The organism is Amycolatopsis sp. NPDC104819 (assembly GCF_055583145.1).
This window is the reverse complement of the sequence record NZ_JBVJON010000002.1, coordinates 638,367-663,667: the sequence shown is the minus strand read 5'-3', so window position 1 is coordinate 663,667 and position 25,301 is coordinate 638,367. Positions and strand designations below refer to the sequence as shown.

The 25,301-nt window shown below is 72.0% G+C and carries 29 protein-coding genes; 14 read left to right on the top strand and 15 right to left on the bottom strand.

Annotated features, from left to right (window positions below; genetic code table 11):
• The first annotated feature begins 18 nt into the window (after positions 1-18).
• The 4 genes from mgrA (at position 19) to ACZ63E_RS08115 (ending at position 2,962) form a co-directional block, all read left to right on the top strand.
• Positions 19-1,047 (top strand): L-glyceraldehyde 3-phosphate reductase, encoded by a 1,029-nt coding sequence (mgrA, locus tag ACZ63E_RS08130; RefSeq protein WP_465335330.1) that lies wholly within the window; start codon positions 19-21, stop codon positions 1,045-1,047.
• Between the two features lie 91 nt (positions 1,048-1,138).
• Positions 1,139-1,804 (top strand): TetR/AcrR family transcriptional regulator, encoded by a 666-nt coding sequence (locus ACZ63E_RS08125; protein WP_465335329.1) that lies wholly within the window; start codon positions 1,139-1,141, stop codon positions 1,802-1,804.
• A 16-nt stretch (positions 1,805-1,820) separates the two neighbouring features.
• On the top strand, positions 1,821-2,690 hold the full coding sequence (locus tag ACZ63E_RS08120; protein WP_465335328.1) for a TIGR03564 family F420-dependent LLM class oxidoreductase: 870 nt from the start codon (positions 1,821-1,823) through the stop codon (positions 2,688-2,690).
• The gene (locus ACZ63E_RS08115) at positions 2,687-2,962 is read left to right on the top strand and encodes a cyclic-phosphate processing receiver domain-containing protein (protein ID WP_465335327.1); all 276 of its coding nucleotides are present in this window, start codon (positions 2,687-2,689) and stop codon (positions 2,960-2,962) included. The genes ACZ63E_RS08120 and ACZ63E_RS08115 overlap by 4 nt, the downstream gene beginning before the upstream one ends.
• Here the strand turns inward: ACZ63E_RS08115 and ACZ63E_RS08110 are convergent.
• The 6 genes from ACZ63E_RS08110 to ACZ63E_RS08085 all read right to left on the bottom strand — a co-directional run bounded on the left by ACZ63E_RS08110 (position 2,941) and on the right by ACZ63E_RS08085 (position 9,653).
• Positions 2,941-3,726 carry an SDR family NAD(P)-dependent oxidoreductase gene (locus tag ACZ63E_RS08110; protein WP_465335326.1) on the bottom strand — a complete coding sequence of 262 codons (786 nt, stop codon included), beginning with the start codon at positions 3,724-3,726 and terminating at the stop codon, positions 2,941-2,943. The genes ACZ63E_RS08115 and ACZ63E_RS08110 overlap by 22 nt on opposite strands.
• The gene (locus ACZ63E_RS08105) at positions 3,723-4,574 is read right to left on the bottom strand and encodes a helix-turn-helix domain-containing protein (RefSeq protein WP_465335325.1); all 852 of its coding nucleotides are present in this window, start codon (positions 4,572-4,574) and stop codon (positions 3,723-3,725) included. The genes ACZ63E_RS08110 and ACZ63E_RS08105 overlap by 4 nt, the downstream gene beginning before the upstream one ends.
• A gap of 280 nt (positions 4,575-4,854) precedes the next feature.
• Positions 4,855-6,084 (bottom strand): PucR family transcriptional regulator, encoded by a 1,230-nt coding sequence (locus ACZ63E_RS08100; protein WP_465335518.1) that lies wholly within the window; start codon positions 6,082-6,084, stop codon positions 4,855-4,857.
• Between the two features lie 139 nt (positions 6,085-6,223).
• The gene (locus ACZ63E_RS08095) at positions 6,224-6,679 is read right to left on the bottom strand and encodes a (2Fe-2S)-binding protein (RefSeq protein WP_465335324.1); all 456 of its coding nucleotides are present in this window, start codon (positions 6,677-6,679) and stop codon (positions 6,224-6,226) included.
• A gap of 8 nt (positions 6,680-6,687) precedes the next feature.
• Positions 6,688-8,931 (bottom strand): xanthine dehydrogenase family protein molybdopterin-binding subunit, encoded by a 2,244-nt coding sequence (locus tag ACZ63E_RS08090; protein WP_465335323.1) that lies wholly within the window; start codon positions 8,929-8,931, stop codon positions 6,688-6,690.
• A gap of 164 nt (positions 8,932-9,095) precedes the next feature.
• Positions 9,096-9,653: a sigma-70 family RNA polymerase sigma factor gene (locus tag ACZ63E_RS08085; RefSeq protein WP_465335322.1), complete on the bottom strand. Its 558-nt coding sequence runs from the start codon at positions 9,651-9,653 to the stop codon at positions 9,096-9,098.
• 16 nt (positions 9,654-9,669) lie between these two features.
• Here ACZ63E_RS08085 and ACZ63E_RS08080 point away from each other — a divergent pair, with 16 nt between their 5' ends.
• A complete protein-coding gene (locus tag ACZ63E_RS08080) occupies positions 9,670-10,425 on the top strand; it encodes a zf-HC2 domain-containing protein (RefSeq protein ID WP_465335321.1) in 756 nt (251 codons plus the stop codon).
• 7 nt (positions 10,426-10,432) lie between these two features.
• On the opposite strand, the gene ACZ63E_RS08075 is transcribed toward ACZ63E_RS08080, so the two are convergent.
• Positions 10,433-10,900, bottom strand: a complete 468-nt coding sequence (locus ACZ63E_RS08075; RefSeq protein ID WP_465335320.1) for a hypothetical protein — start codon at positions 10,898-10,900, stop codon at positions 10,433-10,435.
• Between the two features lie 142 nt (positions 10,901-11,042).
• Entirely contained in the window at positions 11,043-11,555 is a 513-nt protein-coding gene (locus ACZ63E_RS08070; RefSeq protein ID WP_465335319.1) for a PadR family transcriptional regulator, read from the bottom strand.
• A gap of 91 nt (positions 11,556-11,646) precedes the next feature.
• Between ACZ63E_RS08070 and ACZ63E_RS08065 the strand changes: the two genes are divergently transcribed.
• The gene (locus tag ACZ63E_RS08065) at positions 11,647-12,207 is read left to right on the top strand and encodes a hypothetical protein (protein WP_465335318.1); all 561 of its coding nucleotides are present in this window, start codon (positions 11,647-11,649) and stop codon (positions 12,205-12,207) included.
• A gap of 1 nt (position 12,208) precedes the next feature.
• On the top strand, positions 12,209-13,489 hold the full coding sequence (locus ACZ63E_RS08060) for a carotenoid oxygenase family protein (protein ID WP_465335317.1): 1,281 nt from the start codon (positions 12,209-12,211) through the stop codon (positions 13,487-13,489).
• A gap of 4 nt (positions 13,490-13,493) precedes the next feature.
• On the opposite strand, the gene ACZ63E_RS08055 is transcribed toward ACZ63E_RS08060, so the two are convergent.
• Positions 13,494-14,234, bottom strand: a complete 741-nt coding sequence (locus ACZ63E_RS08055; protein ID WP_465335316.1) for a DUF427 domain-containing protein — start codon at positions 14,232-14,234, stop codon at positions 13,494-13,496.
• A gap of 102 nt (positions 14,235-14,336) precedes the next feature.
• On the opposite strand from ACZ63E_RS08055, the gene ACZ63E_RS08050 reads away from it, so the two are divergent.
• The gene (locus ACZ63E_RS08050; protein ID WP_465309922.1) at positions 14,337-15,536 is read left to right on the top strand and encodes an ROK family protein; all 1,200 of its coding nucleotides are present in this window, start codon (positions 14,337-14,339) and stop codon (positions 15,534-15,536) included.
• A gap of 87 nt (positions 15,537-15,623) precedes the next feature.
• Here ACZ63E_RS08050 and ACZ63E_RS08045 read toward each other — a convergent pair whose 3' ends face one another.
• Positions 15,624-16,085 (bottom strand): pyridoxamine 5'-phosphate oxidase family protein, encoded by a 462-nt coding sequence (locus ACZ63E_RS08045; protein ID WP_465335315.1) that lies wholly within the window; start codon positions 16,083-16,085, stop codon positions 15,624-15,626.
• Here ACZ63E_RS08045 and ACZ63E_RS08040 point away from each other — a divergent pair.
• Complete coding sequence (locus tag ACZ63E_RS08040) at positions 16,084-16,566, top strand: MarR family winged helix-turn-helix transcriptional regulator (RefSeq protein ID WP_465335314.1); 483 nt, start codon at positions 16,084-16,086, stop codon at positions 16,564-16,566. The genes ACZ63E_RS08045 and ACZ63E_RS08040 overlap by 2 nt on opposite strands.
• Positions 16,567-16,617: 51 nt before the next feature.
• Positions 16,618-16,938 (top strand): nuclear transport factor 2 family protein, encoded by a 321-nt coding sequence (locus ACZ63E_RS08035; RefSeq protein ID WP_465335313.1) that lies wholly within the window; start codon positions 16,618-16,620, stop codon positions 16,936-16,938.
• On the opposite strand, the gene ACZ63E_RS08030 is transcribed toward ACZ63E_RS08035, so the two are convergent.
• Positions 16,928-17,434, bottom strand: coding sequence for a PaaI family thioesterase (locus ACZ63E_RS08030; protein ID WP_465309918.1), 507 nt, complete (start codon positions 17,432-17,434; stop codon positions 16,928-16,930). The two genes, ACZ63E_RS08035 and ACZ63E_RS08030, sit on opposite strands and share 11 nt — an antisense overlap.
• A gap of 129 nt (positions 17,435-17,563) precedes the next feature.
• Here ACZ63E_RS08030 and ACZ63E_RS08025 point away from each other — a divergent pair, with 129 nt between their 5' ends.
• The 3 genes from ACZ63E_RS08025 to ACZ63E_RS08015 are packed head-to-tail and all read left to right on the top strand — an operon-like array spanning position 17,564 to position 21,075.
• Complete coding sequence (locus ACZ63E_RS08025; RefSeq protein WP_465335517.1) at positions 17,564-17,932, top strand: ArsR/SmtB family transcription factor; 369 nt, start codon at positions 17,564-17,566, stop codon at positions 17,930-17,932.
• Positions 17,933-17,941: 9 nt separating this feature from the next.
• Complete coding sequence (locus tag ACZ63E_RS08020) at positions 17,942-18,673, top strand: HAD family hydrolase (RefSeq protein WP_465335312.1); 732 nt, start codon at positions 17,942-17,944, stop codon at positions 18,671-18,673.
• On the top strand, positions 18,670-21,075 hold the full coding sequence (locus ACZ63E_RS08015; protein WP_465335311.1) for a glycoside hydrolase family 65 protein: 2,406 nt from the start codon (positions 18,670-18,672) through the stop codon (positions 21,073-21,075). The genes ACZ63E_RS08020 and ACZ63E_RS08015 overlap by 4 nt, the downstream gene beginning before the upstream one ends.
• Here the strand turns inward: ACZ63E_RS08015 and ACZ63E_RS08010 are convergent.
• A complete protein-coding gene (locus tag ACZ63E_RS08010; RefSeq protein WP_465335310.1) occupies positions 21,056-21,238 on the bottom strand; it encodes a hypothetical protein in 183 nt (60 codons plus the stop codon). The two genes, ACZ63E_RS08015 and ACZ63E_RS08010, sit on opposite strands and share 20 nt — an antisense overlap.
• 39 nt (positions 21,239-21,277) lie before the next feature.
• A complete protein-coding gene (locus ACZ63E_RS08005) occupies positions 21,278-22,222 on the bottom strand; it encodes a Ppx/GppA phosphatase family protein (protein WP_465335309.1) in 945 nt (314 codons plus the stop codon).
• A gap of 254 nt (positions 22,223-22,476) precedes the next feature.
• Between ACZ63E_RS08005 and ACZ63E_RS08000 the strand changes: the two genes are divergently transcribed.
• Positions 22,477-23,088: a class F sortase gene (locus tag ACZ63E_RS08000; protein ID WP_465335308.1), complete on the top strand. Its 612-nt coding sequence runs from the start codon at positions 22,477-22,479 to the stop codon at positions 23,086-23,088.
• A 139-nt stretch (positions 23,089-23,227) separates the two neighbouring features.
• Here the strand turns inward: ACZ63E_RS08000 and ACZ63E_RS07995 are convergent, their stop codons facing one another.
• Both ACZ63E_RS07995 and ACZ63E_RS07990 read right to left on the bottom strand, forming a co-directional pair.
• Positions 23,228-24,268: an LLM class F420-dependent oxidoreductase gene (locus ACZ63E_RS07995; RefSeq protein WP_465309912.1), complete on the bottom strand. Its 1,041-nt coding sequence runs from the start codon at positions 24,266-24,268 to the stop codon at positions 23,228-23,230.
• An 84-nt stretch (positions 24,269-24,352) separates the two neighbouring features.
• A complete protein-coding gene (locus ACZ63E_RS07990; RefSeq protein ID WP_465335307.1) occupies positions 24,353-25,282 on the bottom strand; it encodes a YihY/virulence factor BrkB family protein in 930 nt (309 codons plus the stop codon).
• Positions 25,283-25,301 lie beyond the last annotated feature (19 nt).

Genomic DNA, 25,301 nt, shown 5'->3' with positions numbered 1-25,301 from the left:
GCGAGCTAGCATCGCCGCGTGACCTACGTTGCGGCTTCCGGCCGATACGAATCGATCCCCTACCGGCGCACCGGGCGGTCCGGGCTCAAGCTGCCCGCGATCTCGCTCGGGCTGTGGCACAACTTCGGCCACGACAAGCCCCTGCAGACCCAGCGCGACATCACCCGCCGCGCCTTCGACCTCGGCATCACGCACTTCGACCTGGCGAACAACTACGGCCCGCCGTACGGCTCGGCCGAGGAGAACTTCGGGCGGCTGCTGGCCACCGACTTCAAGCCCTACCGCGACGAGCTGGTGATCTCCAGCAAGGCCGGCTACGACATGTGGCCCGGCCCGTACGGCGAGTGGGGCTCTCGCAAGTACCTGCTGTCCTCGCTGGACCAGTCGCTCGGCCGGCTGGGCCTGGACTACGTCGACATCTTCTACTCCCACCGGTTCGACCCCGAGACGCCGCTGGAGGAGACCGTCGGCGCGCTCGACTCCGCGGTCCGCGCCGGGAAAGCGCTTTACGTCGGGATCTCGTCGTACAACTCGGAGCGCACCGCCGAAGCCGCACGCCTGCTGCGTGAGCTCGGGACGCCGCTGCTGATCCACCAGCCGTCGTACTCGATGCTGAACCGCTGGATCGAGGAGGACGGGCTCCTCGACACCCTCGACGAGGCGGGCGCGGGCTGCATCGCGTTCTCGCCGCTGGCCCAGGGGCTGCTCACGGACAAGTACCTGACCGGCGTCCCCGCGGATTCGCGGGCGGCGCAGGGCAAGTCACTCGACCCGGGCACCCTCGACGACGACCGGCTGGGCCGGGTCCGCGCGCTCAACGAGATCGCCGGCCGCCGCGGGCAGTCGCTGGCCCAGCTGGCGCTGGCCTGGGCGTTGCGCGACCACCGCGTGACGTCCGTGCTGGTCGGCGCGAGCAGCGTCAAGCAGCTCGAGGACAACGTCGGCGCGCTCGGGAACCTCGACTTCAGCTCGGAGGAGCTGACCGAGATCGACGGCCACGCGACCGACGCGGGCATCAACCTGTGGAAGCGGTCTTCGGACGGCTGAGCCACCCGGGAGGGCGGGACGCCCGGCGCGTCCCGCCCTCTTTCGAACCTGACGTTTGACCAGATTTCGCATTTGGTCATACGATGGTGGCGTGCCTCCTGCCGAAGACCGCGTGGAGCGGGCCGAGCGGATCCTCGACGCCGCCGCCGGGCTGCTGCTGCGCGCCGGCTACCGGCGCACGACCATCGAGGACGTCGCCGAGCGCGCCGGCGTCGGCAAGGGGACCGTCTACCTGCACTGGAAGAACCGTGAGGAGCTCTTCCTCGCCGTCCTGCTGCGGGAGTCGGTGCGCAGCATCGAAGACCTCGTCCGGACGCTCGAGGCGGACCCGCTCGCCGCGCGGCTGTCGACGCTGACCGAGGCCCAGTACCGGAACGTCCTCGCGCGGCCGCTGCTGCGCGCCGGGTACGCCGACGACACCGACACGCTCGGCAAGCTGCTGCCGAAGCTGCACACCAAGCTCGACCCGCGCCACGACGAGGCGTTCGTCGAGTACCTCGAACTGCTGGCGGCCAACGACCTGCTGCGCGCGGACCGGCCGGCCCGCGAACTCGCCGTCGCCTACCAGGCGGTGCTGCACGGTTTCCTCGTCGGCGCTTCGCCGCCGGAGCCGGCGTTGCTGGCCGACACCGTCGCGCACGCCTTCGAGCCGCTCGCCGTCTCGACCACCCGGCTGCGGGCGATCGCGCCCCGCGTGGCCGGGCTGTTCACCGAATCCGTCGCGCTCGACCGGAAACAGCTCGAACGCGCGTACTGACCACCTGGGAGGACACATGCGCACGGGGATCCTGATCGACGAACTCGGCGTCGGCTTCGACGCCATGACCGCACAAGCGCGCGAAGCCGCGAAGCTCGGCTACCGGACGCTCTGGCTGGCCCAGCGTGGCGGCTGGGACGCGCTCACGGCGTTGCCCGCCCTCGGCGCCGCGGCGCCCGGCGTCGGGCTCGGAACGTGTGTCGTGCCGACCTACCCGCGGCACCCGATCACGATGGCCGCGCAGGCGCTGACCGTCCAGGCCGCGACCGGCGTGCCGGTCCACCTCGGGGTCGGGCTGAGCCACCGGCACATCGTCGAGCACGAGTTCGGGTACTCCTACGACCGCCCGCTGCGCCACCTGCGCGAGTACCTGGAAGCGCTGAACCCCGTGCTGCGTGGGGAAAAGGCGGCCGTCCACGGCGAGTCGCTCACCGCGGCGGGCGGGGTGAACGCGCCGGGCGCCGAAAGGCCGTCCGTGCTGGTCGGCTCTGTGAGCCCGAAGTCGACCCGGCTGGCGGGCGAGCTGGCCGACGGCGTGATCACCACGTGGGCCGGCCCGCGGGCGACCGGCGAGTTCGTGGCGCCGGCGCTCGGCGGGGAGTCGCGGGTCGTGTCCGGGCAGCTGATCTGCGTGACGTCCGATATGGACGAACGCCGGGCGTGGGTCGAGGAGAACTACGGCGCCGCGGCGAACGTCCCGGCGTACCGGGCGATGCTCGACCGCGACGGCCACGCGAAAGTCTCGGACAGCGTCATCGTCGGCGACGAGGAAACCGTGCGCCGCCAGGTGAAAACCCTCGAAAACGCGGGCGCGACGGAGCTGCTGGTGATGCCGTTCGGCTCGGCGGCCGAGCAGGCCCGCACCCGCGAACTGCTGGCCGCATGAGCCGCCTCTGGGTCGACGACCTCCGCCCGGCGCCGGACGGCTGGACGTGGGCGAAGACGAGCGCGGAGGCGATCGAACTCCTGAAGGGCACCGAGTTCGCCGCGATCTCCTTCGACCACGACCTCGGCGGGGACGACACGACCCGGCCGGTCGTGCTCTGGCTGTGCGAGCACGACCGCTGGCCGCCGGAGGTGCGGGTGCACACCGCGAACCCGGTCGGCCGCGAGTGGCTGACCGGGATGGCCCGGCGTTACGGTCCCGGCGTCCGGTAGCGGGAGGCGAGTTCCGGGCTCTGGCCCCCGAAAGCCGCCAGATCGGCCCGGAAGACGCTGTCGAGCAGGCTCGTGTCCTCGACACCCGGCGCGCAGACGACCTCGCCGAGCTCCAAGCCGCGCAGGGACGCCGACACGACGTCCGCCGCGCTCATGCGGGGCACCGCGCTCAGGTCCAGGCCCTGGACCTCGTGGAACTCCGTGGCCACCACGCCCGGGCACACGACCTGGACCCGGACGCCGGTGCCTTCGAGCTCGGCGCTCAGCGTCTGCGACATCGCCACCAGGTGCGCGAGGCTGCCGGCGTAGACCGCGCGGCGCGGCATCTGCGCATGCGGCGCCGGGCCGCTGAAGGCGATCATGCCCGCGACGTTGACGATCGCGCCGCGGCCGCGCTCCTGCATGCCGCCGACCGCGGCGCGCGAAAGCAACGTCGGCGCGAGCACCTTCACCTTGACCAGCTCGCGCGCCTGGGCGGCGGGCAGGTCGGCCAGCGGTTTGTAGTGGGCGACCCCGGCGTTGTTCACCAGCAGGTCGAGCGGCTCGGCGGCGGCGATCTCCGCCACGGCGTCGATTCCTTCGTCGGTGGACAGGTCCGCGGCCACAGTGCGGACCTTGACCTCGGTGTGGGCGGCGGCGAACGCGTCGAGGCGGTCCTGCCGCCGGCCGACGAGCACCAGGTCGTGGCCGTCGGCCGCCAGGCGTTCGGCGAACGCCCGGCCGATGCCGGAAGTCGCGCCGGTGACGAGGGCGAGCTTGCTCATGCGTGGGGTTCCTTCTGGTCGGATCGGGCCGGAGCGGCGGCGGAGCCGAGGAGGGCCAGCTTGTCCGCGGCGTCCGTGCCGGGGTCGGGGTGGTAGACGGCGAGCACGAGGCCCGGCGCCTCGCTGACGACGAGCTTTTCCCGGTTCAGCACCAGCTCGCCGACCTGCGGATGGTCGAACCGCACGGTCGCGCCGCGCCGGTTCGCGACGTCGTGGCGGGCCCACAGCGCCCGGAAACGCGGGCTCGCCAGCGAAAGCTCGCCGACGAGCTCGATGAACCGGGGGTCGTCGGTCTCGGTGCCGACGGACTGGCGGAAGCCGGCCACCAGTCCCTGCGTAGCGCGGTCCCAGTCCGGGAAGAGCGCCCGCTCGGCCGGGTCGAGGAACACGTCGCGCAGCCGGTTGGCGCCGACGACGAGCCGCGGGGACAACGCCGCGGCGAGCGGGTTGGCCGCCAGCACGTCGAGGTAACGCCCCTCGACGAACGCCGGCAGCGGGAGCGCCGCCACGAACTTCACCGTGCCCGGCGGGACGGTTTCCTTGCGGCGACGGCGTTTCCGGCGTGCCTGCGGGGCCTCGGCGAGGCCGATCAGGTACGCCGTCGTGTCGTCGTCGAGCTGCAGCACCCGGGCCAGGGACTCGAGGACCTGCCTCGACGGGTTGCGGTCCCGCCCCTGCTCCAGGCGCAGGTAGTAGTCGGCGCTGATCCCGGCCAGCATCGCGACCTCTTCCCGGCGCAGGCCGGGCACCCGCCGCAGACCGGCGGCCGGGATGCCGGCCTGCTCGGGGGTGAGCAGCTCGCGGCGGGCGCGGAGGTGGTCACCCAGGAGGTTCGGTTCGCCGGTCACGACTCCACGGTAATCAGCGCCGCCCGCCCGCGCCTGGTCCTGTCACCCCCAGGAACCCCGGGGACACCCGAGGGTTCCGGCAAAGTCGGGGCGAACGTGACCGGCGAGCCCCTGCGATGTCGTGAATGACTCATTCACCTCGTCAGAGGTCATGAATGAGTCATTCATGACCCTCCCAGGCCGCTACCGCGACCTCCGGTGTGGTCTACCTGGCCGTCCGCGCTACGAGCTGACCGGCGAATCCGACTTTGCCGGGACCCCGGGGACACCCGGCCGGGGCTCAGCGCGGCGCCGGCAGGTGGGTCGCTTCGGGGAAGAGGTTCAGCGCCCGCAGGGCCGCGCCCAGCTCGGCGATGTCGGCCGGGTCGGTCAGCGAGCGGCCCAGCTCCTCGGTGATCCGCTTGAGACGGTGGCGGATCGTGTTGGGGTGGCAGAACATCCGTTCCGACGTCAGCTTGGTCGAACCCTGGCAGTCGAACCACGCGCGCAACGTCAGCAGCAGCACGTTCCGGTCGTCACCCGGGAGGTCCAGGACCGGCTGCAGGACGTGGTGCGCGAGCTGCACCGACGCCTCGGGCGCGCTCGCCACCAGCCCGGCCAGCGGCGACTCGGTGAACTGGACCAGCGCCGGTGTCCCCGGCATCAGGCTCGACAGCGCCACCCGGGCCAGGTGCAGCGCGCGGGAGGTGTTGCCCAGGCCGGTGAACACCGGGCTGACGCCGACCCGCCCGACCGGGTGCTCGCGGACCAGGTCGACGATCGCCTTCGACGCGCTCGGGTCGCGCAGGGACACGACGCCGACCTGCAGGTCCGGGGTCAGGCGCCACGCCGACGCGTGGTGCAGCTCGCGCAGCCGCGCCTCGATCTGCGGCAGCGGTTCCTGGCCCAGCCGCGGGGTTTCCGCCGCGACCACGACGAAAGTGCCGTCCAGGGCGAGGTCGAGCACCCGCGCGATGTCCCAGAGGGTGCCCTCGGTCGCGGAGCCGCCGGCGAACAGCGCCTCGACCAGCGCCGAGCGCCGGTTCTGGTGCGCCACCATGACTTCCGCCGTCGTGTCCCGATAGGACGTCGTGAGCGCTTCGGCGAGGTCGTCGATGAGGGCCCAGATCGCCGACGTCGCGGCGACGAGCCCGGCGAGGTCCTGCTGCTCGCCGCGGGCGGTCAGCTCCACGAACCGGTGCCACACCTCGGTGAGCCCGATCCGGTAGGCGCGCAGCAGCTCCGGCAGCGGTGCGCCCTGCAGGGCGCGGGCCCGGCCGGTGGCGCGGGCCTGGGACAGGTCCGGGGCGTCGGAGCCGCGCAGCGTGCGCATGACGTGCTCGAGGTTGGCCCGCACGGAGCTCCGCAGCTCGGCGTGGGTGACGAACCGGGCGTCCTGGTACACCGGCATCTCGGCGCGGATCTGCCGCACGGTGCTCTCGATCAGCTCGGGCAGCTTGCGCTCGACCTCGGCGGCCAGGGACGCGACCTTCGGCGCGAGCCCGTCGGCCAGCAGCGCCTGGTAGTGCATGGTGCCCTCCGGTCCCCCGACCTCCTCGTCGAGGCCTGAGACCGACATCTAACCCGAAAGCGGTCATCACGACCGGGTGAACTTTCTACAGCTACCGCGGATACGGAGGTTCTTCTGTAGAACCTCCGCATCCGCGTCGTCACATCTTCGCGGCGGCGCTCTTGATCGCTTCCCGGATCCGGAAGTACGTGCCGCACCGGCAGACGTTCTCGATCGCGTCGATCTCCGCGTCGGTCGGGTTCTTCGTCTTCTTCAGCAGCGCCACGGCCGCCATGATCTGGCCGGGCTGGCAGTAGCCGCACTGCGCGACGTCCTGCTCCAGCCAGGCCTCCTGGACCGGGTGCAGGTTCTCGCCGTCGGCCAGTCCCTCGATCGTGGTGACCTCCTTGCCCGCGCAGTCGGCGACCGGCGTGACACAGGGGTTGAACGCCTCGCCGTCGAGGTGGCTGGTGCAGGCCTTGCAGACGTTGATGCCGCAGCCGTACTTCGGCCCGCGGACCTTGAGCTTGTCGCGCAGCGCCCACAGCATCGGCAGGTCGGCGGGCGCGTCGACGGTGACGGTCTTCCCGTTCACCACGAAGGTGTAGTTCGGCATGGTTCTCCTCAGCGCGGGAACGGTTCGAAGTCGACCGGGAAGGTGATCGGGAAGCTGCGGGGCTTGATCCCGGTGGCCCGGGCGTAGGCGTTGGCGATCGCGCCGACCGGCGCCGGCAGGCCGAGCTCGCCCGCGCCGCCGATGTCGTCTCCGGTGGCCGGCATGACGTGCACGGTGACGTCGGTGGGCGAGTTCTTCTGCCGCGCGTAGTGGAACTGCGAGTAGCTGCCCTCCAGCGGCAGGCCCTTGTCGATGTGCAGGCCCGCGGTGAGCGTCGTGGAGATCGCGTCGGTGAGGCCGCCGAGCATCTGCGCCTGGATGCCGCGCGGGTTCACCGGCTTGCCGACGTCGACCGCGATCGTCGCCTTCGTGACGCGCGGGTACTTCGTGTCGCGCGCGTCGAGCTCGACCAGGCACGCGGTGAAGGACTTGTACTCGCCGTGCACCGCGATGCCCTGCGCGAAGCCCTTCGGCATCTTCTTGCCCCACTCGCCGAGCTCGGCGACCTTGTCGAGCACCGCGCGCTGCCGCGGCTCCTTGATGAACTCGCGGCGGAACTGCAGCGGATCCTTGCCGAGCTTCGCGGCGATCTCGTCGACCATGATCTCTTCGGCGCCGCGGGTGTTCGCCGAGTAGACCGAGCGCCACGCCGAGGTGTGGAACTTCAGCGGCACCTCGTTGAGCAGCTGCGTGGTGACGCCGAAGTTGTACGGCGACTTGATCGTCAGCAGGAACACCGTCTGCGCGAAGCTCAGGTTGCCGCCGACGGGCAGCTTCGCCGCGAACGCCGTGAGGATCTCGCCGAGGCCGTGGCTCCAGTCGGTTTCGACACTGGCGACGCGGTGTTCGAACGTGAGCACCTGCCCGAGCGCGAACGTCGCGCGGATCCGGTGGTAGCTGGCCGCGCGGCCGCGGCCGTGGCGCATGTCGTCGATCCGGCTCCACATGAGCCGGACGGGCTTCTTCATCGCCTGGGAGATGTGCGCGGCTTCGAGTGCGGCGTCGAAGAACAGCCGGCGCCCGAAGGAGCCGCCGCCCTGCTGGACGTGCACGGTCACCTTGTTCTCCGGCAGCCCCAGCTCCTGGGCGATGGTCTGCTTCGCCACGATCGGCGACTTCAGGCCGGCCCAGATGGTGGCGCTGCCGTCGCGGACGTCGGCCACCGCGGAGTTCGACTCCATCGGCGCGTGGCTCGCGAAGGCGAAGTCGAACTCGCCGTCGACGTACTGCGTGAGCAGCGGCGGCACCACGAACGGCAGCGCGGCGCCACGCAGCTTCTTCTTGATGCTCTCGTTGTCTTCGCCGTCGACGGTGCCCGCGCCCCAGGTGACGTCGAGCGCCTCCTTGCCGTCGAGGGCCTGGCCGAAGGTCTCGGCCATCACCGCGACGCCGGTCTTCACGACGGCGATGTCGATGATGCCCGGCATGGCGCGGACGGCGGCCTCGTTGTTGACCTTCTTCACGGTGCCGTTGATCGTCGGCGGGCGCCGCACCATCACCGGGTTCGCGCCCGGGACGTCGAGGTCGAGCGTGTAGACCTGCTTGCCGGTGACCATCGCGCGGGCGTCCTTGCGCGAGGTCGGCGTGCCGACGAGCGTGTGCGCGGCCTCGGCCTTCGGCTGGATCGCGCCGACGTTCAGGCCGGAGCGCGACGCGGGCCCGGCGAGCGTGCCGTAACCGGCCCGGCGGCCGTCGGGCGCGTGCACCGCACCGTCGCGAGTGGACAGTCGCGACGCGTCGGTCCCCCACTGTGCCCCGGCCGCGGCCAGCATCCGGGCGCGGGCGGTCGCCGCGGTCGCGCGGACCGGGTCGTAGAGCGAGCGCATCGTGTTGGAGCCGCCGGTGAGCTGGTTGAACAGCAGCTCGGTGCGGGCGTCCGAGAGCACGACGTCGACCTTGTCGAGCGGCAGGTCCAGCTCTTCGGCGACGAGCATCGCGGTCGCCGTCGTGATGCCCTGGCCGACCTCGGCGCGCGGCAGCTGCAGGCGCGCCCGGCCGTCGGTGGTCATCTCGAGCACCAGCATCCCGGCGGTCGGCACGCACGAGAGCGTCAGCACGTCGCCGAGGTCGAGGATCTCCGCCGGCTGCGGCAGGGTCGGGACGACGGCTTCGGCGGTGGCCGGGGCCACCGCGTCGGCGGTGAGCTTGGTGGCGACGGTGAGCGTGGGCGCGGCGACGAGGTAGGTCAGGAAGCGGCGGCGGCCGACCTGACCCGGTTCCGGGCCTGCGGGACTGGTGGTGGGACTGGCCATCGGGGATCCCTTGCAGCGTGGTGGCGGGGTGCGCGCCACGCTAAGCAGGCGTTGTCAGGGCGTCAACGCGGAGTAGTCGTGTTCGCCCATCTCTGTGACGAGATGACAGCGGAAGCCCCCGAATGTGTGCGCCGCCACAGTGCCGGACGGCCCAGCGGGTTGGTTCAGCCGGCGTCCGAGCCCCGGGCGCGCCGGGCCTGGATCAGGTCCTCCCGGGCGCGGGCGACGCGGGAACGGACGGTGCCCACCGGGCAGCCGCAGACGTCGGCGGCCTCGGCGTAGGACAGGCCGAGCACCTGGGTCAGCACGAGGACCTCGCGCCGCTCCGGGTCCAGTCCGTCGAGCAGCAGGCCGAGCTCGACGAGCTCCTCGAAACCGGCCGCCGGGTCGCGGGTGCGCTCGGCGGCGGCTTCCCAGTCGGTGTCGGCGAGCTTCGGCCGCGCGCCGGCGGCCCGGATCTGGTCGACGACCACCCGCCGCGCGATGGCCAGCAGCCAGGTCCGCGACGACGACCGGCCGGCGAACCGGCGGAGGCTGCCGAAGGCGCGGAGGTAGGTCTCCTGCGTCAGGTCGTCGGCCGAGGCGGCGTCGGTGAGGTGCGCGAGGAAGCGCCAGACGTCGGCCTGCGTCGCGCGGACCCACTCCTCCAGGGCGCGCCGGTCGCCGCGGCCGGCGGCCATCGCCAAAGCCGTGACGCGTGTGTCGTCCTCACCGCGAGTCATAGTCCGGAACCTAGCAGTGACGGGGAACTTCGGGGTTCCGCCGTCCGACTACTGGGAGATGAAGTGCGAGGACTGCCGCGAAGCGCTGTCGGCCCGGCTGGACGGCGAGGACGAGCCGGTGTCGCCCGACGCGCACCTGGCGTCGTGCGCGGCGTGCCGGGAGTGGTTCGGGCGCGCGTCCGACCTGCGGCGGGCGATGCTCCTGCGCCCGGCCCCGCCGGTCCCGGACCTCACCGCGGTGATCCTCGACCGCACGCCGGCGCCGTCCGGTGAGGGCTGGGGACTGCGGATCGCGCTTGCCGTGGTGGCGATCGCGCAGCTCGGGCTGGCGTTCGCACAGCTGCTGGGCACGGCCGACGCGCACGCGCTGCACGACGCCGTCGCGCTCGCCGGGCACCTCGCCCACGAGAGCGGCGCGTGGAACCTGGCGGTCGGGATCGGCCTGCTGGCGGCGGTCGTCCGGCCCCGCACCGCGGGTGGCCAGCTGCCGCTGCTGACCGGGTTCGTCGGGGTGCTGCTGGTGCTCTCGGCGGGCGACCTGGCGGCGGGCCGGGTGACGTTCGCCCGGCTGGCGACGCACGTGCTGGTGGTGCTCGGGCTGGTGCTGCTGTGGGCGGTCCACCGGAGTCATCGTGACCGCACGGCCCCGCTCCCGGCGGCGACCGCGGACCCCGGCGCGACGGCCACCGGGTCCACAGTGGACACCCCGGCGCCGGGACGGCCGCGGCCCCGGCCCTTCCGGCGCCAGGCCCACGGCCGCCACGCGGCCTGAGGTTCGCTCAGTACTGCCCGTGGTAGCACTTCGTGTCGGCGTACTCGCAGTTCGCCCAGCCGATGATCGAGTGACTGTCGTCCGTCACCTCGACGATCACGTGGTCGATGCCGCCCGGCCGATCCGTCGTCAGGATCTCGGTCCCGGCCACGTACACGGCGTCGGACGGCGCGCAGCGGTAAACCGAAGCCGGGTAGCGGTCGGTGGAGTCCAGCCGCGTACTGCCCTGCCACCCGGAGATGTCCAGGTATCCGCACTCACCGCCCTTGATGAAGATCTTCACGTTGGTGAGGGTGACCGTCCGCCGCGAAGCCGACCAGGCGAGGTTTCCCGTGGCGGAGACCGCGGTGGCCCCCGCGCCATTCGCGTGCACGGCGGCCGCGCCGAAATTCGCCGGCGCCGCCGAGGCGGCGCCGGCCGGCGCCGTCAGCAGCAGGGCCACGGCTCCCAGGATGAGTCCGATCCGTCGTCTCACGGGTGCTCCCTCGCGTCGTGTCGGCGACCCGGCCGGCTCGCCACGACCACCACGCGCGGCCGTCGCGCCGTGTTGACGCTTCCCCGGCCGGTTCACCCGTTCGGCCGCGAAGACACCCGCCGTACACGGCGTTATACAGGCCTCACTCGACCTGCTTCACCGCCCATTCCGCCCATTCCCGCTGCATCTCCGAGAAGCGCTTGCCCCACTCCAGGACCAGCCGGCCGTACACCGAAGGGGCGTCGTCGCCCCAGTCGATCGTCTTCTCGAGGTCGGTCAGGCGCTCGGTGCGGCGGCGGCCCGTCTCCCCCAGGTTCGCCAGGTACTCCCGCGCGCGCTCCGGGCCGATCGCGCCGAGGAAGTAGACGCGCAGGAGCGACTCGTTGCGCGTCACACGGTTCGGCTCGGTCTCGGCCAGCCAGTGAATCAGCTCGGCGCGGCCGGCGTCGGTGAGCTCGTACTCCTTGCGGCCGCGCGGGCCCTCGGCGTGGACGCGGATCAGGCCCGCCGTCTCCAGCTTGCCGAGCTCGCCGTAGAGCTGGCTCTGCGTCGCCGCCCAGACGTTGGACATCGCCTGCTCGAAGCGTTTCAGCAGGTCGTAGCCGCTCATCGGGTGCTCGTCCAGTAAGCCGAGGACAGCGTGGCGAAGACTCATGACCCCATCATGACATTCCAGTCTTGACATGTCCATGTAGCAGATTCTAACTTCGACATGTCAAAGTTGGAATGTCAGGGGAGAGCGGGACATGAACTACCTCAAGAGCTTCCTTCCGTGGATCGCGTTCGCCGTGGTCGCCACGCAGGCGGACTGGCGCTGGTCCGGCCTCACCGGGCTCGTCCTCGCCGCCGGCCTGCTCGTCCTGGCCCGCCGCGAAGGCCGCAAGGCGGACGCGCTGATCATCGAGTGGAGCGCGCTCGCCTTCTTCGCGCTGCTCACGGCCGTCGCGTTCACCTTCCCCGCGTCGCCGCTCAAGACCTACACCGGCGCGCTGACCGACGCCTGGCTGGCGCTCACCGCCTGGGGCTCGCTCGCCATCGGCCGGCCGTTCACCCTCGGCATCGCGCGGACGATGACGCCGCCGGAGCTCTGGGGCAACCCGGTCTTCAAGCGGGTCAACGTCATCATCACGCTCGTCTGGGCGCTGAGTTTCACCGTCACCGGTCTCGCCGGCATCGCGCTGCTGAACTTCGCGCCGCACGCGACGGCCGCGCTGATCACGCTCAAGGTCCTCGGCTTCGCCGTCCCCGTCGCCTTCACCATCCGCTACCCGCGCATCGTGCGCGCCCGCGCCCAGAAAGCCGTCTGACATGACCACCACGGACTTCCACCTGACCGGCGCCTACGCCCCCGTCCACGACGAGCTGACCGCGGCCGGCCTCCCGGTGACCGGCGCGCTGCCGCCCGAGCTGACCGGCTGGTACCTGCGCAACGGCCCGAACCCGCAGGACGGCAGCAAGCACTGGTTCACCGGCGACGGCATGGTCCACGGCGTCCGCCTCGAGCACGGCCGCGCGGCCTGGTACCGCAACCGCTGGGTGCGCACCGAAAGCTTCGGTGACCCGGACCGCAAGCGCTACAACGAAGACGGCACGCGGAACCTGCGCACCAGCGTCGCCAACACGCACGTGGTCAACCACGCCGGACGCACGCTCGCGCTCGTCGAATCCTCGCTGCCATACGAGATCACCACCGAGCTCGACACCGTCGGCGTGTACGATTTCGACGGCGAGCTGGCCGATTCGATGACCGCCCACCCCAAGATCTGCCCGTCGACCGGGGAGCTGCACTTCTTCGGCTACGGCAGCATCACCGCGCCGCACGTGGGGTACTACCGCGCCGACGCCGCCGGGAAGCTCGTCGTCAAGCAGCCGATCGACGTGCCCGGGCTGACGATGATGCACGACTTCGCCCTCACGAAGGAGCACGTCGTCTTCTACGACCTGCCCGTCGTGTTCGACCTGGCGGCGGTCGGCCAGGGCATGCCCTACGGCTGGGACGCGAGCTACGGCGCCCGGCTCGGCGTGCTGCGCCGGGACGCGCCCGAAGCCGGCGTCCGCTGGCTGGAGATCGAGCCCTGCTACGTCTTCCACACGCTCAACGCGTTCGACACACCGGACGGCCGGATCGTCGTGCACGTCATGCGCTACGACCACCAGTGGTGGGCGGGCCACGAGGACCCGCCGGCGTCCCTGTGGCGCTGGACGATCGACCTCGCGGCCGGGACGGTCACCGAGGACCGGCTCGACGACCGGCCGGGCGAGTTCCCCCGCATCGACGACCGGCTCGCGGGATCGGACTCGCGCTTCGGGCACGTGACCGGCCACGACGTCCTGCGCCGCTACGACCTGCACGCCGGCACGGCGGCCGAGCACGTCTTCGGGCCCGGGCGGATCCCCGGGGAAGCGGTCTTCGTCCCGGCGGAGCACGGCGAAGGCTGGCTGCTCAGCTACGTCTACGACGCGGCGGAGGACCGCAGCGACCTCGTGGTGCTCGACGCCGGGAACGTCGCCGCGGCGCCCGTGGCGACCGTCCACCTGCCCGGCCGGGTCCCCGCCGGCTTCCACGGGAACTGGCTGCCGGACGCGTGAAGCGTCAGGCGAACTTCGTCTTCGGCCGCTCCTGCCGGACGTCGTCGACGAAGACGTCCACCTTCTCGTCGAGGAAAGCCACCAGGCCGGCGACGCGCTCGCTCTCCGGCAGCGGCGTCGGGTAGCTCCAGGCGAGGTCCTCGTGACCGGTCACGTCGAAGTGCTCGGCCGCGCCCTTGTACGGGCAGTGCGTCACGGCGTCGACCTTCTCGAGCAGGTCCATCCGGACGTCGACGCGGGGCAGGTAGTACCGCGTCGGCAGGCCGGTCTCGAAGAGCAGGTGCGGCCGGACGGTGTCGGCGACGGTCACGCCGTCGACCTCGATCCGGACGTGGCGCGAGCTCGGCAGGATGTCGACGCGGACGCCGGGGTCGCGCGGGTGCGTGAAGATCTGTTCGTCCTCTTCGAACCAGTCGAACGCGGCGAAGTCGAAGCGGATGTGGTCCCGCAGCTCGCCGATCGGCGAATCCGGGTATTCCAGCGCGCCGTCCACCGCCTCGGCCCCGCCGACCTTTATCGTCGACAGAACACCTTCTCCCCGGCTGGGCGAGTGCGACGTCCGGCCGGAGGGGGTGAGGAGCCCGCTCACGACGTCCGCGCGCGGGAAGTAGTACGTGGGGTAGTACGGCACTTCCCACACGAGGAGGGGGTGCACCGTGTCCGCGACGACCTGCCCGGCGAGGAACACGCGAACCCGCTTCGCGCCTGCTGCCACGCGGACCCGCCCGCGTACCGGAGTGCTCATGCTCGGAGTCAACGGGTCCCGAACACGGCGTATTCCGGGAAAACCGGGGCTCGGGCGGCTAGCGTGGCAGAACGGACGAAAGACGACAGGAGGCAGGCACGGGTGGCCGGCGTAGAAGCTCCCGCGGTCGGTACCCCCGCCGGGATGCGCAAGATCAACCAGCGGGCGGTGCTCGACCTGCTGCGCCGCAGCGGACCGGCGACCCGGCCGCAGGTGGCGAAGGACACCGGGCTGTCGAAGCCGACGGTGAGCCAGGCGCTGCTGGCGCTCGAAGCCGCCGGGCTGGCCCGGCCGACCGGGCACACCTCGACCGGCACCGGGCGCTCGGCCGTCCTGTACGAAGCCGACCCCACCGCGGGGTACGTGCTGGGCGTCGACATCGGCCGTGAGCACCTCCGCGTGGCCGTCTCGGACCTCGGCCGCACGCTCGTGGCGCGCCGCGACGAGCGCAACACCGCGCGCTCCGGCGCGGCGCTGGTCACGGCGGTCGGGAAGATCGCCGCCGCGGCCGTCGCGGAGGCGGGTCTGGCGGCCGGCGACATCGTTGTCCGCGTGGTCGGCTCCCCCGGTGTCGCCGATCCGGAGAAGCGCTGCTTCCGGCACGCGCCGAACCTGCCGGGCTGGGGCCGGGCCGGGCTGATCGACGACCTCGAGGCGGCGCTGGGCCCGGACCTGATGGTGGAGAACGACGCGAACCTCACCGCCGTCGGCGAAGGCGAGAGCGGAGCCGCGCGCGGTGCTTCGGTGTTCGGCTGCATCACGATCGGCACGGGTGTCGGCATGGGCATGATGGTCGACGGCCGCGTGTTCCGCGGCGCGACGGGAGCGGCGGGCGAGATCGGCTACCTGCCCTACGGCCGCACCCGCGCCGGCGACGAGGACGGCACCCCACCGGCCCGCGGCCACCTCGAAGAGGCGACGGCGGCCCAGTCGGTCGTCCGCGGCGCGCGGGAACTCGGCCTGGGCACGGCGAAGTCGGCGCGCGAGGTGTTCCGCCTGGCCCGCGAAGGGGACGAACTGGCCCGCCGCGCCCTGGAGGCGGAGGCGGACAGGCTCGCGTACACGGTGGCTTCGGTGGCGGCGGTGATCGACCCGGAGCTGATCGTCCTGGGCGGCGGCATGGGCACGGCGGCGGACCTGCTGCTGGAGCCGATCGACCGGGCGCTGCGGGCCTTCACGCCGTTGGTGCCGAAGGTGGTCCAGGGCGAGCTGGGCGAGGACGCGGTCCTGACGGGCGCGATCAGCGTCGGGCTGCGAGCCGCGCAGGGCCTCGTTTTCGACCGCCGCGTCGGCGCCGCTTAGCCGGGGACGGCCGCCCGGACGTAGTGAATGACTCATTGCTGTCGTCGGACGCCATGAATGAGTCATTCACGGCACGCCTGGGCCGGGCTAAGCCGCGCGCCAGGCTTCGCCGCCCGTCGAAACTCGCCACGGCGTCAGCTTCATGACCGTGATCTTCGGGTCCCGGAAATCCTCCCCTCCAAGGATTTTCGGGTCGTAACCCAGCGGCTCCGCGGTCGACGCGAACAGGTCCCACAGGTATTCGCGCGTCTCTTCGTCGTCGACGAGCTCCGCCCGGCACTCCGCCACCGCCACCTCGTGCTGCGGGTCCCAGTACGAGCACGACACGTACGGCGACGCCGCCAGGTGCGCCAGCTTCAGCGGCGTCGGGCGGGTGAACAGCCAGCCCGTCAAGCCGTCCGGGCCGTCGGCCCAGATCGGGTGGACCACCCGTGACCGCGGCCGGCCGCGGCGGTCGACCGTCACCAGCGTGCACCACACGATCCGGTGAGCCACGCGCACGAACTCCCCGGCCAGCCCGGCCGGCACTCTGCTAGATTCCACAACCATGGTTGTGCATCCTACGGCAGCAAACCTCGACCTGTCACTCACCACCCTCTTCGCGGGCTGGGCGCTGACCGACGAGGTGCAGCAGCGTCTGGCCGGACAGGGCTTCGGCGACCTGCGGTTCAACGACGGCGTCGTGATCCAGCACGTCCTCGCCGCGCCCCTGTCCATCACCGCGCTGGCCGAGCGGATGGGCGTCACGCAGCAGGCCGCGTCCAAAGCCGTGGCCGATCTCGAACGCCGGGGCCTGCTCGAACGCCGGCCCGATCCGGCCGACGCGCGCACGAAGCTGCTACACCTCACCGAGCACGCCCGCGAAGCCGTCGAAGCGACGCGAGTCCTGCGAAGCGCGCTTCAGGACGAACTCGTGGCTGAGTACGGCGAAGAGCGGGTCGAGGACGCGCGAACCCTGCTGGCGTCGGTGATCGGCCGTTACGGCGGCGAGGACGCCGTCCGGCAGCGCCGGGTCCGCCCGCCACGGTGATTACCTGCCACGTAATCGACGTCCGGGACCGGACGGCCGATCATCACGGGCATGAGCGAAACGAACCGCATGATCGTCGTCGACTGCCTCGAGAACCTGTTCGTGCACAAGGACTTCGACGCCGCCAAGGCCGCGCTGCACCCCGACCTCGTCACCCACAGCCGGGGACTGCCCTCCGGCCGCGACGCGTTCGCCGACGCCGTCAAGAACTCACCCCTGGCCGGCGCGACCGCCGAAATCCGGCACGTCGTCGCCGAGCACAACCTGGTGATGGTGCACCTGCACGTGGCCGGCACGGCGATCGTCGACATCCTGCGCGTCGAGGACGGCCTGCTCGTCGAGCACTGGGACGTGAAGGAACCTAGCGCGTGATCACGCAGGTCCCCGACGCCGTCGCGAGCAGCTTGCCCTCGGCGTCGCGGATCTCCCCTTCGGCGAACGCGATCCGCGAGCCCTCCTTCACCACCCGGCCGGTCGCGCGGATCTCGCCGCGGCCCGCGTGGATGGCGCGCAGGTAGCTCACCTTCAGCTCCACCGACGAGTACCCGACCCCGGCCGGCAGCGTCGTGTGCACGGCGCAGCCGACCACCGAGTCGAGCATCGTGGCCGCGACGCCGCCGTGGACCATGCCGATCGGGTTGTACAGCGACTCGTCCGGCTCCGCGACGGCGACGACCTCGCCCGGGGCGATGCGCTCCCAGCGCAGGCCGAAGTGCGCGGCGATCGGCGGGCCGGGGACGCGGCCCTCGGCGATCGCCGTCATGTACTCCAGCCCGGTCATGGTCAGGCCGAGCCGGGCGGTCGGCGCCGGGTCCTGCCAGGTGATCGTCTTCGAGCGGGTCTGCGCCCCGGCGGCCACGTCCGTCATCTCGGCTCCTCGACTATGACAAGTGTCTTAACCGCAGCCTCGCCCGCCCGGGCCCGCGGCGTCAAGCGCGCGTGACCCAGACCACCGGTGGTCGCCCCGCGGCCCGGGTGGAATCATCCGGGGGTGGACATCGACCCCGGCCGCAAGCTGATCGACCCGGAACGGGTGGCCGCGGCGGTCGACGGGCTGGGCGACCGCGCCGTCATCGACGAGTGGGCCCAGCGGTTCTCCGTGGTCGCCGACCCCTCGCGGCTCGCGCTGCTCGTCTCGATCCACTACGCCCGCGAGATCAGCGTCACCGACCTCGCCGCGGCGACCGGCATGACCGACACGGCGGTGTCGCAGGCCCTGCGGCTGCTGCGCGCCCACGGGCTGGTCACCACGCAGCGCTCCGGCCGGGTGGTGCGCTACCGGCTCGCGGACGCGACCGTGCACGAACTCATCCATCGGGTGCGCCCCCACTCCGAACACGCCGCGAACGAAGACGAGGACCGGTAGCGTGCGGGCATGACGGGACTGCCCGAAACCATCACCGCCTGCCTGTTCGACCTCGATGGAGTGCTCACGGGAACGGCGGTGCTCCACCGCGAGGCGTGGAAACGGACATTCGATGAATTTCTCCGCGCGCGGGACGGCGCCGGGTTCCAGGAGTTCACCGACGCCGACTACGCGACCTATGTGGACGGCCGCCCCCGCGCCGACGGAGTGCGTGAATTCCTGAAGTCGCGCGGGATCGAACTGCCCGAGGGCGACCCGGACGACACCGTGGACGCCCCGACCGTGAACGGCGTCGGCAACCGCAAGAACGAGCTGGTCCTGAAGATCATCGACGAGCGCGGAGTCAGCCCCTACCCCGGTTCGATCCGCTACCTCGACGCGGTCAAGGCCGCCGGGCTGCGGATCGCCGTCGTGACGTCGTCGGCGAACGGCGCCAAGGTGCTCGACGCGGGTGACCTGAGCAAGTACGTCGAAGCCCGCGTCGACGGCCTCACGATCCGGGAGCAGCACCTGAAGGGCAAGCCCGCGCCGGACTCGTTCCTGGCCGGGGCCAAGGCACTGGGGGTCGAACCCGCGCACGCCGCCGTGTTCGAGGACGCCCAGTCCGGCGTCCAGGCCGGGAAGGCCGGCAACTTCGGGTACGTCGTCGGCGTCAACCGGGCCGACCAGGCCGACGCGCTGCGGGCGCACGGCGCCGACGTCGTCGTCGACGACCTCGCCGAACTGCTGGAGGACCGATGACCGAGGAAGAACCCCGCGGCTACGAATGCGCGCCGTGGGAGCTGCGGTGGCGTGGCATGGACGTCGACGCCCTGCAGCGCACCGAATCGGCGTTCGCCGTGTCCAACGGCCACATCGGGCTGCGCGGCACCCTCGAGGAGGCCGAGCCGCGCGGGCTGCCCGGCACGTACCTCAACGGGTTCTACGAGCAGCACGAACTCCCCTACGCCGAAGGGGGCTACGGCTATCCCGAAGAGGGCCAGACCGTCGTCAACGTGACCGACGGCAAGATCATCCGGCTGCTCGTCGAGGACGAGCCGCTGGACATGCGCTACGGCGCGGCCACCAAGCACGACCGGGTGCTCGACTTCCGCAAGGGCACGCTGTGCCGCAGCACCGAGTGGTCGTCGCCGACCGGGCGGCGGGTGCGCGTGCGCACCGAACGGCTGGTTTCCTTCACCCAGCGCGCGATCGCCGCGATCCGGTACGAGGTCGAGCCGCTCGACGAGGACCTGCAGCTGGTCGTCCAGTCCGACCTGCTGGCCAACGAGCCGATCGAGTCCGACACGAGCGACCCGCGGGTGGCCGCCGCACTGAACTCGCCGCTGGTCGGCGAGTTCCACCGCGCCCACGAGTACAACGCCGTGCTGGTGCACCAGACCCGCCGCTCCGGGCTGCGGATGGCCGCGGCGATGGACCACAAGATCGAGGTGGACGACGGGATCCGGGCCCGCATCCACTCCGAGGAGGACCTCGCGCGGCTCACCGTCGCGGTCGACGTGCCGAAGGGCGGGCGGCTGCGCATCACCAAGTTCCTCGCCTACGGCTGGTCCGCGCAGCGCTCGGTGCCCGCGCTCCGCTCGCAGGTCGAGGCGGCGCTGGCGGGCGCGCGCCAGACCGGCTGGAAGGGCCTGGTCACCGAGCAGCGCGAGTTCCTCGACGACTTCTGGGCGACGTCGGACATCGAGATCGACGGGGATCCCGAGCTGCAGCAAGCGGTTCGCTTCGCGCTCTTCCACCTCCTGCAGGCCGGGGCCCGCGGCGAGAGCCGCGCGATCGCCGGCAAGGGGCTGACCGGCCCGGGCTACGACGGGCACGCCTTCTGGGACACCGAGTCGTTCGTCCTGCCGGTACTCACCTACACGATGCCGGACGCGGCGCGCGACGCCCTCCGCTGGCGACACTCCACAATGGACAAAGCGCGCGAACGCGCGCACCAGCTGGGGTTGCGCGGCGCGGCGTTCCCGTGGCGCTCGATCAACGGCGCCGAGTGCTCGGCGTACTGGCCGGCCGGCACGGCGGCGTTCCACGTCAGCGCGGACATCGCCGACGCCGTGCTGCGCTACCTCAACGCGACCGGCGACGACGAGTTCGAGCGGGACTACGGCACCGAGCTGCTGCTGGAAACCGCGCGGCTGTGGGCGTCGCTGGGCCACCACGACCGGCACGGCGCGTTCCGCATCGACGGCGTCACCGGGCCGGACGAGTACTCCGCGGTGGCGGACAACAACGTCTACACGAACCTGATGGCGAAGCGGAACCTGCTGGCCGCGGCGGAGTCCTGCCAGCGGCACGCGGACGTGGCGGCGCGGTTCGGCGTCGACGCCGTCGAACTGGACTCGTGGCGCGCGGCCGCCGCGGCGATGTTCCTGCCCTACGACCGGGAGCTCGGCGTGCACCCGCAGTCGGAGGGCTTCCTCGACCACGACGAGTGGGACTACGAGGGCACCGAGCTCGCGCAGTACCCGCTGCTGCTGCACTTCCCGTACTTCGACCTGTACCGCAAGCAGGTCGTGAAGCAGGCGGACCTGGTGCTGGCGCTGTACCTGTGCGGAGATTCGTTCAGCCCGGAGGAGAAGGCGCGCAACTTCGCCTACTACGAGGCCCGCACCGTGCGCGACTCGTCGCTTTCGGCGGGGACGCAGTCGGTGGTCGCGGCCGAGGTCGGGCACCTCGACCTGGCCTACGACTACCTCGCCGAAGCCGCGCTGACCGACCTGCACGACGTGCACAACAACGTCCGCAACGGCCTGCACATGGCGTCGCTGGCCGGGGCGTGGCAGGGCGCCGTGGCCGGCTTCGGCGGCCTGCGCGACCACGGCTCGACGCTCGCGTTCGCGCCGCGGCTGCCGGCGCAGCTGGACCGGATCACGTTCCGCCTGATGTTCCGCGAGACCCGGTTCCAGGTCGAGATCGACGCCGACCAGGCCACCTACCACGTGCTGGCCGGCGACCCCATCGAAGTGCTGCACCACGGCGAGCGCGTCCGGATCACCGCCGAGCCCCGGCGCCTGGCGATCCCGAAGATCGACGCCGGCGACCCGCCGAAGCAGCCGCCGGGGCGCGCCCCGATGCGCCGCGACTCGGAAAAGGTGCGTCAGTACGCGGAACCGACCAACCCGGTCACTCCGGAAGGTCGCTGACGACGTCGCGCCCGGGCGGGGCCGGCACGTCTTCGGTCCCGCCCGGGTTGACGTCCGGGTCCGGCGCGGTCGGCACGTCGTGGGTCAACGAGCCGGGGGTCGGGAGCTTCGGGAGCTCGTCGTCTTCGTCGTCGCGGGCGTGACTGCTCTGCTGCTGGCTCATGCTTCCGGCATACCCGGTTTTCCCGGCCACGACCAGGGGTCAGGCCGCGGGCAGGCTGGTGGCCGCGGCCATCGCCTTGTCCTGCAGGCTCAGCAGCAGGCCGTCCCGGGTGGACCAGGGGCAGATCGACATCTTGCCGCCGGCCACCGTCAGCAGGGACTCCGCCACGATCGCGCCCGCCAGGGCCTGGTGGGCGCGGCTGCGGGAGATGCCCGGCAGCTGGGCCCGCTTGGACGGCGGCAGCGCGGTGAGCCGCGGGATCCAGGCGCGCAGGTCGTCGAGCCGCAGTTCGCGGCGCCGCCCCGGCCGGGCGCCGGACAGCCGGGCGAGCTGCTGCAGCACCTTCGAACAGCCGACGACCCACGGGTCTTGGACGCCCGCGGCGCCGAGCGTGGTCGTCACGACGTCGAGGGCGTGCGCGCGCAGCGCCTTGACCTGCTTGCCCGACACTTTCTCGCTCGGCAGCCAGTCCCGGGTCATCGACCGGGCGCCCAGCGGCAGCGAACGGGCGAACGACGCCGTCTCGCCGCAGCCCGCGGCCAGCTCGACTGTGCCGCCGCCGATGTCGAGCACCAGCAGCGGGCCGGCCGACGCGCCGTACCAGCGGCGGGCGGCGAGGTAGGTCAGCTCGGCTTCGCGCGGACCGGAGAGAAAGCGCAGCTCGACGCCGGTTTCACCGGCGACGTGCCGGACGACCTCGGCGGCGTTGGCCGCGTCGCGGATCGAGGAGGTCGCCAGCGGGTAGACGCTGCGCACGCCGGCGCGGTAGGCCATGGTCATGCCCGCGGCGACGGCGGCCGTGATGGCCGCGACGCCCTGGTCGGTGAGCCGGCCGCGGTCGTCGAGCTCACGGTCGAGACGCAGCCGCGTCTGGTGGTTCAGCAGCGGCTCGCGCGGTGAGCCGTCGATCGGCACCACGACCAGCCGGGCGCTGAAGGACCCGACGTCCAGCACGCCCACCGCGGGCTCGTCGATCTTTCGCACAGCGCGGCGCACCTCACTTTCCCGGCAGTGGATATCCCCAGTCCGACTGCAGCAAACATCTCATGATGTCCGATCTCGTACCGATTTGCCGAACCTTGACGGATTGCACCCTGACAGACGTGCCTTCTTGACAAGAAGGTCACAGCGGGATGACCCGATCGAGTGAACGAGCCTAGCAGTGGACACGATTCGGTAACGCCACCCCGTCCCAGCGCGATTAATCGGACATCAAAACCGGTGCGGAGCAGGCGAAAGTGACCGAACGACCGACACGGCGATCCGAGCTCGTGCGGCCGGCCGCAGCCGTGCTCGCGGTCGTGGCCGGGCTCGGCTGCGTGCTGCTCGGCGTCACGACCGTGTTGACTCCTGTAACGTCGGTCACACCCGGCGCGCCGGCGGTGAACGGGCCCGCGGTTCTCGGGTCCGGCGCCCCGCCGGTCGCCCTCCGGATCCCGTCGCTCGGCCTGGTGCTGAACCACCTGATCGGCCTCGGCCACGTCGGCGGCGGCCGCCGCGAGCAGCCCGGCACGGCGCTCGGTGTGGGCTGGTTCACCGACGGCCCGGCCCCGGGCGCGCCGGGGGTGGCGGTGCTGTCCGGGCACGCCGGCTTCGGGTACACGAGCGGCAGTTTCGCCCGGCTCGGAAAGCTCGAGCGCGGCGCGATGATCATCATCGGCGCCGAGGACGGCCGCGAGTCCCGGTTCACCGTCCGTAAGACGGCGCTGTATCCGGCGGACGAGCCGGACAGCACGTTGGTCGCGCCCGAGGGGACGGGACCGGAGCTGCGGCTGATCACCAGCGACGGCGTGAACGACACGGCCGGTTTGGGCTCGGCGCGGGTTGCGGTGTCGGCGGTGCCGGTCTGATTGGATCGACGGCCTGCACGTCCGGGCGGCGGGTGCGGGTGGGATTGCCTTGTGCGGTGGCAGAGTGCGCGGCCAGCGCCTCGGCCACCGCAACCCGCCGCTCCCGGGCGCCGCGGGGGTTTCGCGGCGCCGCCTCACCTCAGTCGATCAGCTCCCGCAGCTGGGACACCCCGGCCACCCGCGCCTCGCGGCCCGGCTGCAGCGGGTTGACGATGAGCGTCGACGCGCCGGCCTCCTTGAACGCCGCCACGCGCTCGCGCACGTAACCCGCCGGGCCGACCAGGGAAATCGCGCGCAGGAGCTCGATCGGCACCGCCGCCGCGGCCTCTTCCTTCTTGCCGTCGAGGTAGAGGTCCTGGATCAGCTTCGCCTCGGCCTCGTAGCCGTAGCGGCACGCCAGGTCGTTGTAGAAGTTCTTGCCGCGCGCGCCCATTCCGCCGACGTACAGGGCCACGACCGGGCGCACCTGGTCGAGCAGCCCGTCAACGTCGTCGCCGATCGCGAGGGCGACCGTGACGAACGTGTCCAGCTCGCCCAGCGCCGGGTCGCGCTTGGCCCTTCCCTCGGCCAGGGACTCGCCCCAGACGTCGGCGGCCTTCTCCGGGTGGAAGAAGATCGGCTGCCAGCCCTCGGCGATCTCCGCGGTGAGCGCGACGTTCTTCGGCCCGAGCGAGGCCAGCAGCACCGGGATGCGCTCGCGCACCGGGTGGTTGATCAGCTTCAGCGGCTTGCCCAGGCCGGTGCCCTGCTCCGGCGGCAGCGGGATCGTGTAGTGCTTGCCGTCGTGGACCACGCGTTCGCGGCGCCACACCTGGCGGCAGATCTCGACGATCTCGCGGGTGCGGGCCAGCGGCGCGTCGTACTTCACGCCGTGGAAGCCCTCGATGACCTGCGGGCCGGACGCGCCGAGGCCGAGGATGAACCGCCCGTCGGAGACGAAGTCGAGCCCGGCCGCCGTCATCGCGGTGAGGGTCGGCGTGCGGGTGTAGATCTGGAAGATGCCGGACGCCAGCTGCACCCGCTCGGTCTTCGCCGCGAGGTAACCGAGCTGGCTGACGGCGTCGAACGAGTACGCCTCCGGCACGAAGGCGACGTCGAGGCCGGCCTTCTCCAGTTCGACGATGTCCGCGACGCTGTCGGCGAAGCCTCCGGCGTAGTTGATCGCGGTCCCGATCCGCATGTCCACCTCCGTTGCTGAGCAAGCGCTTAGTCGGATCCTAACGGGAGCCGCCGGTCACCACCCGGGCGATGTGCGGCCCGCCACTCAGCGGCCGGTGAGGGTGCGGACCACCAGCTCCGCCGACGCCCCGGCGCCCAGCGTCGTCCCGGCGTAGCGGACGTCGGCGGCGAGCGTGCCGGCCGGCGGTTCGTCCCGGACCGTGAGCCACACCGTGACCATCAGCAGCCAGCGCACGATCAGGTAGCCGAACAGCAGGACCCCGACGAGCGTGCCGAACGTCGCGACGGCCGGGGACCGGCCGAGGATGTGCAGGTAGAGGCCGCCGGCCTGCTGGATCGCGCCGAGCCCGAGCGCGGCGGCCCCGGCCGGGCGCAGCGTCGAGCGCAGCGGCAGGGGCGCGCGGGGCAGCCGGGCCAGGCACCAGGCGATGACCAGCCAGTTCGCGGCGAGCCCGAGCAGGAGTGACCCCGCGACGAGCACGACGTGCGCGAACCCGCCGTCCAGCCCGGTCAGGCGCAGCAGCCAGCTGCCGGCGGCGCCGGTGAGCGCCGCGAGCCCGAAGGACACGGTCATCGCCAGCCCGACCCCGGCGAGCACGAAGACGTCGGCGACGATGCCGCGCAGCAGCGGCCGCGGGGTCCGTTCCTGGCCGAGCATCGCGGTGACGGCGTCGCGGACGTTGCTGATCCAGCTCCAGCCCGAGTACGCGGCGACGGCCAGCGCGAGCAGCCCGATCCGGCCGCGCTCCCCGACGACGGTGTGCACGACGCCGGTGACCTGCCCGGCCAGCTCGGGCGGCAGCGAGGCGCGGATGACCTGGTCGAGCTCGGCGGCGAGCAGCCGGTCACCGGCCAGCACGAACCCGGCCACCGAGACGGCGACCATGATCATCGGCACGAGCGCCAGCAGGCTGAAGAAGGTGACGGCGGCGGCGTAGTGGTCGCCGTCGCGTTCCCGGTAGCACGCCAACGTCGCCCCGCACCGCCGGAGCGGCCTGCCCAGCACGGCCTTCACCGCTCCACGTCCCACTCGC